Source organism: Streptomyces sp. NPDC048182 (genome assembly GCF_043202555.1).
Lineage (GTDB): Bacteria > Actinomycetota > Actinomycetes > Streptomycetales > Streptomycetaceae > Streptomyces.
On the sequence record NZ_JBIDAQ010000003.1, the window covers coordinates 184,961 to 197,566 of the forward strand.

Annotated in this window: 11 protein-coding genes and 1 tRNA gene; 10 read left to right on the forward strand and 2 right to left on the reverse strand. The window is 69.0% G+C overall.

Annotated features, from left to right (window positions below; all coding sequences use genetic code 11):
• Window positions 1-7 precede the first annotated feature (7 nt).
• Together ACGFZL_RS06885 and ACGFZL_RS06890 are read right to left on the reverse strand one after the other, a co-directional pair.
• A complete protein-coding gene (locus tag ACGFZL_RS06885) occupies window positions 8-1,048 on the reverse strand; it encodes an adenosine deaminase (RefSeq protein ID WP_355167549.1) in 1,041 nt (346 codons plus the stop codon).
• A gap of 131 nt (window positions 1,049-1,179) precedes the next feature.
• Window positions 1,180-2,406, reverse strand: a complete 1,227-nt coding sequence (locus ACGFZL_RS06890) for a pyridoxal phosphate-dependent aminotransferase (protein ID WP_393689929.1) — start codon at window positions 2,404-2,406, stop codon at window positions 1,180-1,182.
• Between the two features lie 227 nt (window positions 2,407-2,633).
• Here ACGFZL_RS06890 and ACGFZL_RS06895 point away from each other — a divergent pair.
• From ACGFZL_RS06895 to rpoB, 10 genes are all read left to right on the forward strand, one after another.
• Window positions 2,634-2,706: transfer RNA gene (locus ACGFZL_RS06895), tRNA-Trp, on the forward strand.
• Between the two features lie 108 nt (window positions 2,707-2,814).
• Window positions 2,815-3,099: a preprotein translocase subunit SecE gene (secE, locus tag ACGFZL_RS06900; RefSeq protein ID WP_355167553.1), complete on the forward strand. Its 285-nt coding sequence runs from the start codon at window positions 2,815-2,817 to the stop codon at window positions 3,097-3,099.
• An 80-nt stretch (window positions 3,100-3,179) separates the two neighbouring features.
• Complete coding sequence (nusG, locus tag ACGFZL_RS06905) at window positions 3,180-4,049, forward strand: transcription termination/antitermination protein NusG (protein ID WP_393689931.1); 870 nt, start codon at window positions 3,180-3,182, stop codon at window positions 4,047-4,049.
• Window positions 4,050-4,210: 161 nt separating this feature from the next.
• Window positions 4,211-4,645: a 50S ribosomal protein L11 gene (gene rplK / locus ACGFZL_RS06910; RefSeq protein WP_355167557.1), complete on the forward strand. Its 435-nt coding sequence runs from the start codon at window positions 4,211-4,213 to the stop codon at window positions 4,643-4,645.
• Between the two features lie 77 nt (window positions 4,646-4,722).
• The gene (gene rplA, locus ACGFZL_RS06915) at window positions 4,723-5,448 is read left to right on the forward strand and encodes a 50S ribosomal protein L1 (RefSeq protein WP_355167559.1); all 726 of its coding nucleotides are present in this window, start codon (window positions 4,723-4,725) and stop codon (window positions 5,446-5,448) included.
• Between the two features lie 122 nt (window positions 5,449-5,570).
• On the forward strand, window positions 5,571-6,362 hold the full coding sequence (locus tag ACGFZL_RS06920) for a hypothetical protein (RefSeq protein WP_393689932.1): 792 nt from the start codon (window positions 5,571-5,573) through the stop codon (window positions 6,360-6,362).
• Window positions 6,363-6,420: 58 nt separating this feature from the next.
• Window positions 6,421-7,281, forward strand: coding sequence for a DUF1396 domain-containing protein (locus ACGFZL_RS06925; RefSeq protein WP_393689933.1), 861 nt, complete (start codon window positions 6,421-6,423; stop codon window positions 7,279-7,281).
• Between the two features lie 298 nt (window positions 7,282-7,579).
• Entirely contained in the window at window positions 7,580-8,110 is a 531-nt protein-coding gene (rplJ, locus tag ACGFZL_RS06930) for a 50S ribosomal protein L10 (protein ID WP_355167565.1), read from the forward strand.
• Window positions 8,111-8,227: 117 nt separating this feature from the next.
• Entirely contained in the window at window positions 8,228-8,608 is a 381-nt protein-coding gene (gene rplL / locus ACGFZL_RS06935) for a 50S ribosomal protein L7/L12 (protein ID WP_355167567.1), read from the forward strand.
• Window positions 8,609-9,096: 488 nt separating this feature from the next.
• The gene (rpoB, locus tag ACGFZL_RS06940; protein ID WP_355167570.1) at window positions 9,097-12,582 is read left to right on the forward strand and encodes a DNA-directed RNA polymerase subunit beta; all 3,486 of its coding nucleotides are present in this window, start codon (window positions 9,097-9,099) and stop codon (window positions 12,580-12,582) included.
• The last annotated feature ends 24 nt before the right edge of the window (window positions 12,583-12,606 follow it).

Below are 12,606 nucleotides of genomic sequence, written 5' to 3' on the forward strand. Positions count from 1 at the left end.
AGCGCACTCAGGCGGCCGGGCGGGTCAGCCAGTCGTCCACGCCCGCCAGCAGCTTCTCCTTGACCGGCTGCGGGGCCGCCGAGCCGCGCACCGACTGGCGGGCCAGCTCGGCCAGTTCCGCGTCGGTGAAGCCGTGGTGCTCGCGCGCGATCTCGTACTGCGCCGCGAGGCGGGAGCCGAAGAGGAGCGGGTCGTCGGCGCCGAGGGCCAGCGGGACGCCGGCCTCGAAGAGGGTGCGCAGCGGGACGTCCTCGGGCTTCTCGTAGACGCCGAGCGCGACATTGGACGCCGGGCACACCTCGCAGGTGATCTGCCGGTCGGCAAGGCGCTTCAGCAGCCGGGGGTCCTCCGCCGCCCGCACGCCGTGCCCGATGCGGTCGGCGTCCAGGTCGTCCAGGCAGTCCCGGACCGAGGCCGGGCCGGTCAGCTCGCCGCCGTGCGGCGCGGAGAGCAGGCCGCCCTCCCGCGCGATGGCGAAGGCCCGGTCGAAGTCGCGGGCCATGCCCCGCCGTTCGTCGTTGGAGAGGCCGAAGCCGACCACGCCCCGGTCCGCGTACCTGACCGCGAGGCGGGCCAGGGTGCGGGCGTCCAGCGGGTGCTTCATGCGGTTGGCGGCCACCAGCAGCCGCATCCCGATCCCGGTGTCCCGCACGGTCGTCTCCACCGCGTCCAGGATGATCTCCAGGGCCGGGATCAGCCCGCCGAGCCGGGGCGCGTACGAGGTGGGGTCCACCTGGATCTCCAGCCACCCCGAGCCGTCCCGCAGGTCCTCCTCCGCCGCCTCGCGCACCAGCCGCTGGATGTCCTCCGGCGTCCTGAGGCACGAGCGGGCCGCGTCGTACAGCCGCTGGAAGCGGAACCAGCCCCGCTCGTCCGTGGCCCGCAGGCGCGGGGGTTCCCCGCTGGTCAGCGCCTCGGTCAGGGCGTCGGGCAGCCGGACGCCGTGCCGGTCGGCCAGCTCCAGCAGGGTGGCGGGGCGCATCGACCCCGTGAAGTGCAGGTGCAGGTGGGCCTTCGGCAGTTCAGAGAGATCACGTACACGCTCCATCCGGTGATCCTGCCGTACGCCGCGCCCGACCCGGTAGCCGTTTCCCCTTACGGGGGCTTGCCCGCACAAAGGAACGGCCGGACCGCCTCCGAAAATCCGTAGGCGGTCCGGCCGTACCGGCGGGGGGACGGTCAGTCCTTCGCCTCCGCCAGCAGCTTCTGGATCCGGCTCACGCCCTCCACCAGGTCCTCGTCGCCGAGCGCGTAGGACAGCCGCAGGTAGCCGGGGGTGCCGAACGCCTCGCCGGGCACCACCGCGACCTCGGCCTCCTCCAGGATCAGGGTGGCCAGCTCGGCGGTGTCCTGCGGGCGCTTGCCGCGGATCTCCTTGCCGAGCAGCAGCTTCACCGACGGGTACGCGTAGAAGGCGCCCTCCGGCTCCGGGCAGACCACGCCGTCGATCTCGTTCAGCATCCGCACGATGGTGCGGCGGCGCCGGTCGAACGCCTCGCGCATCTTCGCGACCGCGTCCAGGTCGCCGGAGACCGCGGCGATCGCCGCCGCCTGGGCGACGTTGGAGACGTTGGAGGTGGCGTGCGACTGGAGGTTGGTCGCGGCCTTGACCACGTCCTTCGGGCCGATGACCCAGCCGACCCGCCAGCCGGTCATCGCGTACGTCTTCGCCACGCCGTTCACCACGACGCACTTCTCGCGCAGCTCGGGCAGGAGCGCCGGCAGCGAGACGGAGACGGCGTCGCCGTAGACCAGGTGCTCGTAGATCTCGTCGGTCAGCACCCACAGGCCGTGCTCGACGGCCCACTCGCCGATGGCCTCGGTCTCGGCCTCGGTGTACACCGCGCCGGTCGGGTTGGAGGGGGAGACGAAGAGGACGACCTTCGTCTTCTCCGTGCGCGCCGCCTCCAGCTGCTCCACGCTCACCCGGTAACCGGTCGTCTCGTCGGCGACCACCTCGACCGGCACGCCGCCGGCCAGCCGGATCGACTCCGGGTACGTCGTCCAGTACGGCGCGGGGACGATGACCTCGTCGCCCGGGTCGAGGATCGCGGCGAACGCCTCGTAGATGGCCTGCTTGCCGCCGTTGGTCACCAGGATCTGGGACGGGTCGACCTCGTAGCCGGAGTCGCGCAGCGTCTTCGCGGCGATCGCGGCCTTCAGCTCGGGCAGGCCGCCGGCCGGGGTGTAGCGGTGGTACTTGGGGTTCCGGCAGGCCGCGACGGCGGCCTCGACGATGTAGTCCGGGGTGGGGAAGTCGGGCTCACCGGCGCCGAAGCCGATCACCGGACGCCCGGCGGCCTTGAGGGCCTTGGCCTTGGCGTCCACGGCGAGGGTGGCGGATTCGGAGATCGCGCCGACTCGGGCGGAGACCCGGCGCTCGGTGGGAGGGGTTGCAGCGCTCATGCGGTCCATCGTTCCAGACCGGAAACCTCACCGGCACACGGGTTTCACGGAGTGGGCAGTTCCGTGGAACCGGCGGAACACCAGTCCGTATCCGCCGTGCTGGCGCTTGTCGTTCGACGCCCGGCCCCTGAGCACGTACACTCACACCTCGTTGGTCCTCAGCGGCCCGCGCGCATCCGGTGCACACCGAGCATCCGGGGGCATGCGGTACGTTGGGTGGCACACAAAGGGTCGTAGCTCAATTGGTAGAGCACTGGTCTCCAAAACCAGCGGTTGGGGGTTCAAGTCCCTCCGGCCCTGCTACACACTCCTTCGCCAGGATGTGTGCGCATGTACGTACAGCAATGCACCGCCGTGCGGCTCAGACCGGGCGCGGCACGGCCACGACCCGGAATCAGGTGAGGACGAGTGACGGACGCCGTGGGCTCCATCGACATGCCTGATGCCCAGGACGAGGCGCCGGACTCCAAGAAGCCCCGCAAGGGCGGCAAGCGCGCCAAGAAGGGCCCGCTGAAGCGCCTCGCGCTCTTCTACCGCCAGATCGTCGCGGAGCTGCGCAAGGTCGTCTGGCCGACCCGCAACCAGCTGTCCACGTACACCGCCGTCGTGATCATGTTCGTGATCGTCATGATCGGCCTGGTGACACTGATCGACTATGGCTTCAGCCACGCCGCCAAGTACGTCTTCGGCTGAGCGAAGAGCGAAGGGCGCCGAGGGATCCGGCGCCCCTTTCGCATGTTCCACCCCTCTGTATCCAGGAAGAAGCAGCCACCGTGTCTGACCCGAACGTGAACGACGCCGCTGAGCCTCGCGGGGAGGGTGCCGAGCCCGTCGAGGACGAGTTCGGCACCGTCGAGGGTGCGGACCACGAGGAGGCCGCGGCCTTCGCCGAGGCCGAGGCTGCCGACACCGACATCAACACCGACGCCGAGGTCGACACCGATGCCGGCCTCGACACGGACGTCGTCGCGGAGGAGACCGACGAGGCCGCCGAGGACGAGCCGGCCGCCGAGCCCGAGCCCGAGCTGGACCCGATCGAGGCCCTGCGCCAGGAACTGCGCGTCCTGCCCGGCGAGTGGTACGTGATCCACACCTACGCCGGCTACGAGAACCGCGTGAAGACCAACCTGGAGCAGCGCGCCGTCTCGCTGAACGTCGAGGACTACATCTTCCAGGCCGAGGTGCCGCAGGAAGAGGTCGTCCAGATCAAGAACGGCGACCGCAAGACGATCCGTCAGAACAAGCTCCCCGGCTACGTGCTGGTCCGCATGGACCTCACCAACGAGTCCTGGGGCGTCGTCCGCAACACCCCCGGCGTCACCGGCTTCGTGGGCAACGCCTACGACCCGTACCCGCTGACGCTGGACGAGATCGTCAAGATGCTCGCCCCCGAGGCCGAGGAGAAGGCCGCCCGCGAGGCCGCCGAGGCCGAGGGCAAGCCGGCCCCGCAGCGCAAGGTCGAGGTCCAGGTCCTGGACTTCGAGGTCGGCGACTCGGTCACCGTCACCGACGGCCCGTTCGCCACGCTCCAGGCGACCATCAACGAGATCAACGCCGACTCCAAGAAGGTCAAGGGCCTGGTGGAGATCTTCGGCCGCGAGACGCCGGTCGAGCTGAGCTTCGACCAGATCCAGAAGAACTAGTTCTGACTGGACGGAACGCTTCCGGGCAGGTCAGGCGAAAGCTCGCCTGACCTGCCCGGTTTTTGGCCGCGCATCCATACCCGTTATCGTTGTGCGGCATGCCTGTGTCCGGGTCCGTCCCGGAGGCGGGCAGGACCCGAACCGAAAGGACCCGGAGAGCTATGCCTCCCAAGAAGAAGAAGGTCACGGGGCTCATCAAGCTCCAGATCCAGGCCGGTGCCGCGAACCCGGCCCCGCCGGTCGGCCCCGCGCTGGGTCAGCACGGCGTCAACATCATGGAGTTCTGCAAGGCCTACAACGCCGCGACCGAGTCGCAGCGTGGCTGGGTGATCCCGGTGGAGATCACGGTCTACGAGGACCGCTCCTTCACCTTCATCACCAAGACGCCGCCGGCCGCGAAGATGATCCTCAAGGCCGCGGGCATCGAGAAGGGCTCCGGCGAGCCGCACAAGACCAAGGTCGCGAAGATCACCCGCGACCAGGTCCGCGAGATCGCCACCACCAAGCTGCCCGACCTCAACGCCAACGACCTGGACGCCGCCGAGAAGATCATCGCCGGCACCGCGCGTTCCATGGGCGTCACGGTCGAGGGCTGACCACCACCTTCCAGCAGTAGAAGTGGTGGGGCCTGCTCGGCCCGTACCACGACTCCTAAGAAGCAACAGGAGCAGTAGTGAGCAAGCGCAGCAAGTCTCTCCGCGCTGCGGACGCCAAGATCGACCGGGAGAAGCTCTACGCCCCGCTCGAGGCCGTCCGTCTCGCCAAGGAGACCTCCACGACCAAGTTCGACGGCACCGTCGAGGTCGCCTTCCGCCTGGGTGTCGACCCGCGCAAGGCCGACCAGATGGTCCGTGGCACCGTGAACCTCCCGCACGGCACCGGTAAGACCGCCCGGGTCCTGGTCTTCGCGACCGGTGACCGTGCCGAGGCCGCGCGTGCCGCGGGCGCCGACATCGTCGGCGCCGACGAGCTGATCGACGAGGTGTCGAAGGGCCGTCTGGACTTCGACGCCGTCGTCGCCACCCCGGACCTCATGGGCAAGGTCGGCCGCCTCGGCCGCGTGCTCGGTCCGCGTGGTCTGATGCCGAACCCGAAGACCGGCACCGTGACCCCGGACGTCGCCAAGGCTGTCACCGACATCAAGGGCGGCAAGATCGAGTTCCGCGTCGACAAGCACTCGAACCTGCACTTCATCATCGGCAAGACGTCGTTCGACGACAGCAAGCTGGTGGAGAACTACGGCGCGGCCCTGGAGGAGATCCTCCGGCTGAAGCCGTCCGCCGCCAAGGGCCGGTACATCAAGAAGGCCGCCGTGAGCACCACCATGGGCCCCGGCATCCAGCTCGACCCGAACCGCACCCGCAACCTCCTCGTCGAGGAGGACCCGGCCGCGGTCTGAGCCTCGCGCTCGTCCTGACCGGACACGGGCCCCGCACCTGCGAAGGTGCGGGGCCCGTTCCCTTTCCGCGGTGCCCGCCGTCCGGTTACCGTGCGGACAGCACACGCACCCGGGGGGCACCGATGACGCGCACGACGACGGGCCGGAGCCTGCTCACGCTCCTCGCCCTGGCCCTCGCACTGGGCTGCACGCCCCCGCGCGAGGAGGCCGGCACCGAGGCGGCGGAGCCCCTGCGCGCCGTGCAGCGGGCCACCGCGAAGGCCGGTTCCGCCCGGATCGAGTCCACCACCGTCGTCGGCCGCGAACTGTCCCTCGACGCGACCGGCACCCTCGGCTGGCGGGACGGCCTCACCGGCACCCTGACCCTGACCTACACCGGCGGCACGACCGCCGAGACCCTGAAGAAGCTGGGCACCACCTCCATGGAGGCCCGCTACCTGCCCGACGCCTACTACGCGCGGATGGGCGACGCCTTCGCTGGCCAGGTCGGCGGCCGGCACTGGATCCGCTACGCCTACGACGACCTGGCCGACCTCGGCGGCGACGCCGGCGCCGGGCTGGCCGAGCAGCTGCGCGGCAGCTCCCCCGACCAGGCGGTGAAGCTGCTGCTCGCCTCCGACGACGTACGCGAGGTCGGCGCCGAGACCACCCGCGGCCGGCGCACCACGCACTGGACCGGCACGGTGGACGGCACCGCGGACGGGCAGACCGTCGACATCTGGGTGGACGAGCACGACCTGCTGGTCAAGAAGACCGAGCGGGGCCGGACGGTGACCGGGCAGCTGTCCCAGACCGCCTACTACACCGACTACGGCACACCGGCCCCGGCCGAGCGTCCCCCGGCCGCCGACACCGCCGACTTCGGGGAGCTACTGGCAAAGAATGCGCAAGGGGGTTCGAACCTTCTGGGCTAAGCTCGCGTCCCTGCTGTATGAGAGCCATCAGCATGCCGTGTTCCTGTGGGGGGAATCCATGAAGACCGACCTGCGCGTGTCCGTGGGCGCCGGACTGACCGCACTCGTCCTGGCCGCGGGGGCGGTGGGCTGTGCCAAGGGCGACGACGAGTCGCCCGAGCTGAGCCCGGCGGCGGCCGTCGCCAAGGCGGCGAAGAACACCGAGGACATCACCTCGCTCAGCTACCGCATGAAGGGCCAGTTCCCCGGTCAGGGCAGCATCACGGCCGAGGCCCAGATGCAGCTCAAGCCGGAGATGGCGATGAGCATGAAGATGTCGATGCCCAAGCTGGCCCAGGGCAGCTACGACGCCCGGCTGGTCGGCAAGGCCATGTACCTGGGCGGCGGCCAGGAGATGGCGAAGGAGCTGGACGGCAAGCACTGGATCAAGTTCGACCTGTCCGCCCTGGGCGCCGGCGACCTCGAGAAGCAGCTGGGCGGCGGCGCCTCCCAGGTCGACAAGAACCCGGCCGCTGAGTCCACCTTCCTCACCGGCGCCGACGACCTGGAGAAGGTCGGCACCGAGAAAGTCGACGGCGTGGAGACCACCCACTACAAGGGCACGGTCACCCTCGACCAGCTGCGCGAGTCCCTCGCCAAGGCCAAGGGGAACGCCGCGACGCGGAAGACGCAGGAAAAGGGCCTGGAGCAGTACGAGAAGATGGGCATCAAGACGCTCAAGATGGACGGCTGGATCGACGGGGACGAGCACACCAAGCAGTTCCGGATGCGCGGCGACTCCACCCAGGGCCCGATGGACGTCACCATCACCTTCGTCGACATCAACAAGCCGGTGAAGGTCACGGCCCCGGCGGCGGCCGACACCGCCGACCTGGCCGAGATGATGAAGGAAGCCCAGCAGGAGCAGAAGCAGGGCTAGCAGCAGCGCCGAACGGGCGGATTTGCTCGCGGCCGCCCCGTTCCCGTACGCTCTCCCAGAAGCCAAAGACCGCTGGTCGTTGCCGTGCGCTCGTGAGAGGGCGCGGTGGCCGAAGGATCCGCTGAACTGCGGACGACCCGCGCAGGTGACACTGGAGAGGCTCCCGTGAGTCCCGCCCCCGTGGCCGGTGACGAATGGTCGAGCAACGCCCCGTGCGCCCGCGCCGGGGCGTTTCGTTTGCCCCAGTCCTCCTTCGGGTCCGCGCGGTCCGAATCACCCGGAAGGAGGCCGAGGCTCTATGGCGAGGCCCGACAAGGCTGCCGCGGTTGCCGAGCTGACGGACAAGTTCCGCAGCTCCAACGCCGCCGTGCTGACCGAGTACCGCGGTCTCACCGTGGCGCAGCTCAAGACGCTGCGCCGGTCGCTCGGTGAGAACGCCCAGTACGCCGTGGTGAAGAACACGCTGACCAAGATTGCGGCCAACGAGGCCGGGATCACGCTGGAGGACCAGCTCTTCGCTGGCCCGACGGCCGTCGCCTTCGTCACCGGTGACCCGGTGGAGTCGGCGAAGGGTCTGCGCGACTTCGCCAAGGACAACCCGAATCTCGTCATCAAGGGCGGTGTCCTTGACGGCAAGGCGATGACCGCCGACGAGATCAAGAAGCTTGCGGACCTCGAGTCCCGCGAGGTTCTGCTCTCCAAGCTGGCGGGCGCGTTCAAGGGCAAGCAGACGCAGACTGCGCAGCTCTTCCAGGCGCTCCCCTCGAAGCTCGTCCGCACCGTGGACGCGCTCCGTGCCAAGCAGGACGAGCAGGGCGGTGCCGAGTAACTCGGCTCGCTTTCTGATCCGGGCCGCCTGAGCGCGGCACGGGTCGCAGCGGGCCCGACGTACGCCCGCCTCACCCCGTACATCCGGCACCCGCCGAATCAGTGGAAGGACGCCATCATGGCGAAGCTCAGCCAGGAAGACCTGCTCGCCCAGTTCGAGGAGATGACCCTCATCGAGCTCTCCGAGTTCGTGAAGGCCTTCGAGGACAAGTTCGACGTCACCGCCGCCGCGGCCGTCGCCGCCGCCCCGGCCGGCCCGGCCGCCGTTGCCGACGCCCCGGAGGAGAAGGACGAGTTCGACGTCATCCTCACCGGTGCCGGCGACAAGAAGATCCAGGTCATCAAGGTCGTGCGTGAGCTGACCTCCCTGGGTCTGAAGGAGGCCAAGGACCTCGTGGACGGCGCCCCGAAGCCCGTCCTCGAGAAGGTCGCCAAGGACGCCGCCGAGAAGGCCGCCGAGTCCCTCAAGGGCGCCGGCGCCTCCGTCGAGGTCAAGTAACACCCCGCGGGCCGTCGAGGCCCGCAGCGAGGGCGTGTAACGCCCGCGCACCGAGGAGCGATCATCCATCCGGGTGGTCGCTCCTCCGCGTTCCGCGGGGGCCGGGCGGCGGCTGCCTTGCACGAGGCGTGGCGCAGAGTATGGTGATCTTCGCCGTTGCCGGGGGGCCTTGACGAACCGCACGCAGCGCGCAATTCTCAGGACGCGTCGTCACAAGGATCCGAATCCGAGGCATGGATCGGCGACGAAGAGGGCAGTATCACCGTGCGTTGAGGGCGAGACCTTGCCGCAGGTGGTGAGTACGACGAGGAGCGAAGACGGTCATCGAGAACCGGACTGGACATCAGTGAGCCATGTGGCTACACTGTCCCTTTGCGCTGCCTGTTAGCTGCCCCCTGCCCGTCACCAGGGGTCTGCCCTCGCCCGAATAGCCCGGAAGAGGGGCCGGCACGCGCGTAGTGAGTCCGAGCCCTCGGAAGGACCCCCTCTTGGCCGCCTCGCGCAACGCCTCGACCGCGAATACGAACAACGCTGCCAGCACCGCCCCGCTGCGCATCTCCTTTGCAAAGATCAAGGAGCCCCTCGAGGTTCCGAACCTGCTCGCGCTTCAGACCGAGAGCTTCGACTGGCTGCTCGGCAACGACGCGTGGAAGGCTCGCGTCGAGTCGGCTCTGGAGTCGGGTCAGGACGTCCCCACCAAGTCCGGTCTGGAGGAGATCTTCGAGGAGATCTCCCCGATCGAGGACTTCTCCGGGTCGATGTCGCTGACCTTCCGCGACCACCGCTTCGAGCCCCCGAAGAACTCGATCGACGAGTGCAAGGACCGCGACTTCACCTACGCGGCCCCGCTCTTCGTCACCGCCGAGTTCACGAACAACGAGACCGGCGAGATCAAGTCCCAGACGGTCTTCATGGGCGACTTCCCGCTCATGACCAACAAGGGCACCTTCGTCATCAACGGCACCGAGCGTGTCGTCGTGTCCCAGCTGGTGCGTTCCCCCGGCGTCTACTTCGACTCCTCCATCGACAAGACCTCCGACAAGGACGTCTTCTCCGCCAAGATCATCCCGTCCCGGGGTGCCTGGCTGGAGATGGAGATCGACAAGCGCGACATGGTCGGTGTCCGCATCGACCGCAAGCGCAAGCAGTCCGTGACCGTCCTCCTCAAGGCCCTCGGCTGGACCACCGAGCAGATCCTCGAGGAGTTCGGCCAGTACGAGTCCATGCGCGCCACCCTGGAGAAGGACCACACCCAGGGCCAGGACGACGCGCTGCTCGACATCTACCGCAAGCTGCGTCCGGGCGAGCCCCCCACCCGGGAGGCCGCGCAGACGCTGCTCGAGAACCTCTACTTCAACCCCAAGCGCTACGACCTGGCCAAGGTCGGCCGCTACAAGGTCAACAAGAAGCTCGGCGCGGACGAGCCGCTGGACGCCGGCGTGCTCACCACCGACGACGTCATCGCCACCATCAAGTACCTGGTGAAGCTGCACGCCGGCGAGACCGAGACGGTCGGCGAGTCGGGCCGGGAGATCGTCGTCGAGACCGACGACATCGACCACTTCGGCAACCGCCGCATCCGCAACGTCGGCGAGCTGATCCAGAACCAGGTCCGCACGGGTCTCGCCCGTATGGAGCGCGTCGTGCGCGAGCGCATGACCACCCAGGACGTCGAGGCGATCACGCCGCAGACCCTGATCAACATCCGGCCGGTCGTCGCCTCCATCAAGGAGTTCTTCGGCACCAGCCAGCTGTCCCAGTTCATGGACCAGAACAACCCGCTGTCGGGGCTGACGCACAAGCGTCGTCTGAACGCCCTCGGCCCGGGTGGTCTCTCCCGTGAGCGGGCCGGCTTCGAGGTCCGCGACGTGCACCCGTCGCACTACGGCCGCATGTGCCCGATCGAGACGCCCGAAGGCCCGAACATCGGCCTGATCGGCTCGCTCGCCTCGTACGGCCGGATCAACCCGTTCGGCTTCATCGAGACGCCCTACCGCAAGGTCGTCGAGGGCCGGGTCGGCGACGAGGTCGACTACCTGACCGCCGACGAGGAGGACCGCTTCGTCATCGCGCAGGCCAACGCGCCGCTGACCGACGAGATGCACTTCGCCGAGTCCCGCGTGCTGGTCCGCCGCCGCGGCGGCGAGGTCGACTACGTCCCCGGTGACGACGTCGACTACATGGACGTCTCGCCGCGCCAGATGGTGTCCGTCGCGACCGCGATGATCCCCTTCCTGGAGCACGACGACGCCAACCGCGCCCTGATGGGCGCGAACATGATGCGCCAGGCCGTGCCGCTCATCAAGAGCGAGGCCCCGCTGGTCGGCACCGGCATGGAGTACCGCTCCGCCGCCGACGCCGGCGACGTGGTCAAGGCCGAGAAGGCGGGTGTGGTCCAGGAGGTCTCCGCCGACTACATCACCACCACCAACGACGACGGCACGTACATCACGTACCGGCTGGCCAAGTTCTCCCGGTCCAACCAGGGCACCTCGGTCAACCAGAAGGTCATCGTCGCCGAGGGCGACCGCGTCATCGAGGGCCAGGTGCTCGCCGACGGCCCGGCCACCGAGAACGGTGAGATGGCGCTCGGCAAGAACCTGCTGGTCGCGTTCATGCCGTGGGAGGGCCACAACTACGAGGACGCGATCATCCTGTCGCAGCGCCTCGTGCAGGACGACGTCCTCTCCTCGATCCACATCGAGGAGCACGAGGTCGACGCCCGTGACACAAAGCTCGGCCCCGAGGAGATCACCCGGGACATCCCGAACGTCTCCGAGGAGGTCCTCGCCGACCTCGACGAGCGCGGCATCATCCGCATCGGTGCCGAGGTCGTCGCCGGCGACATCCTGGTCGGCAAGGTCACGCCCAAGGGCGAGACCGAGCTGACCCCGGAGGAGCGGCTGCTGCGCGCGATCTTCGGCGAGAAGGCCCGCGAGGTCCGCGACACCTCCCTGAAGGTGCCGCACGGCGAGATCGGCAAGGTCATCGGCGTCCGCGTCTTCGACCGCGAGGAGGGCGACGAGCTGCCCCCGGGCGTCAACCAGCTCGTCCGCGTCTACGTCGCGCAGAAGCGCAAGATCACCGACGGTGACAAGCTCGCCGGCAGGCACGGCAACAAGGGCGTCATCTCCAAGATCAACCCGATCGAGGACATGCCGTTCCTGGAGGACGGCACGCCGGTCGACATCATCCTCAACCCGCTGGGTGTCCCGTCCCGCATGAACCCGGGGCAGGTCCTGGAGATCCACCTCGGCTGGCTCGCCAGCCGCGGCTGGGACGTCTCCGGGCTCGCGGAGGAGTGGGCCGAGCGCCTCCAGGCGATCGGCGCCGACCAGGTCGCCCCCGGCACCAACGTCGCCACCCCGGTGTTCGACGGCGCCCGCGAGGACGAGCTGGCCGGTCTGCTCCAGCACACCATCCCGAACCGGGACGGCGAGCGCATGGTGCTCCCGACCGGCAAGGCGCGGCTGTTCGACGGCCGCAGCGGTGAGCCGTTCCCGGAGCCGATCTCCGTCGGCTACATGTACATCCTCAAGCTGCACCACCTGGTCGACGACAAGCTGCACGCCCGCTCGACCGGCCCGTACTCGATGATCACCCAGCAGCCGCTGGGTGGTAAGGCCCAGTTCGGTGGCCAGCGGTTCGGCGAGATGGAGGTGTGGGCGCTGGAGGCTTACGGCGCCGCCTACGCCCTCCAGGAGCTGCTGACCATCAAGTCCGACGACGTGACCGGCCGCGTGAAGGTCTACGAGGCCATCGTCAAGGGCGAGAACATCCCTGAGCCCGGCATCCCCGAGTCCTTCAAGGTGCTCATCAAGGAGATGCAGTCCCTGTGCCTCAACGTGGAGGTGCTGTCCTCGGACGGCATGTCCATCGAGATGCGCGACACCGACGAGGACGTCTTCCGCGCGGCGGAGGAGCTCGGCATCGACCTGTCCCGGCGCGAGCCGAGCAGCGTCGAAGAGGTCTGACGGGAGTCCGGCGGGCCTCGCCCA

Excerpts from the sequence above, each read along its gene's own strand:
- ACGFZL_RS06885 (WP_355167549.1), bottom strand. The coding sequence starts at position 1,048 with ATGGAGCGTGTACGTGATCTCTCTGAACTGCCGAAGGCCCACCTGCAC.
- ACGFZL_RS06890 (WP_393689929.1), bottom strand. The coding sequence starts at position 2,406 with ATGAGCGCTGCAACCCCTCCCACCGAGCGCCGGGTCTCCGCCCGAGTC.
- rplK (WP_355167557.1), top strand. The coding sequence starts at position 4,211 with ATGCCTCCCAAGAAGAAGAAGGTCACGGGGCTCATCAAGCTCCAGATC.
- ACGFZL_RS06920 (WP_393689932.1), top strand. The coding sequence starts at position 5,571 with ATGACGCGCACGACGACGGGCCGGAGCCTGCTCACGCTCCTCGCCCTG.
- ACGFZL_RS06925 (WP_393689933.1), top strand. The coding sequence starts at position 6,421 with ATGAAGACCGACCTGCGCGTGTCCGTGGGCGCCGGACTGACCGCACTC.
- rplJ (WP_355167565.1), top strand. The coding sequence starts at position 7,580 with ATGGCGAGGCCCGACAAGGCTGCCGCGGTTGCCGAGCTGACGGACAAG.
- rplL (WP_355167567.1), top strand. The coding sequence starts at position 8,228 with ATGGCGAAGCTCAGCCAGGAAGACCTGCTCGCCCAGTTCGAGGAGATG.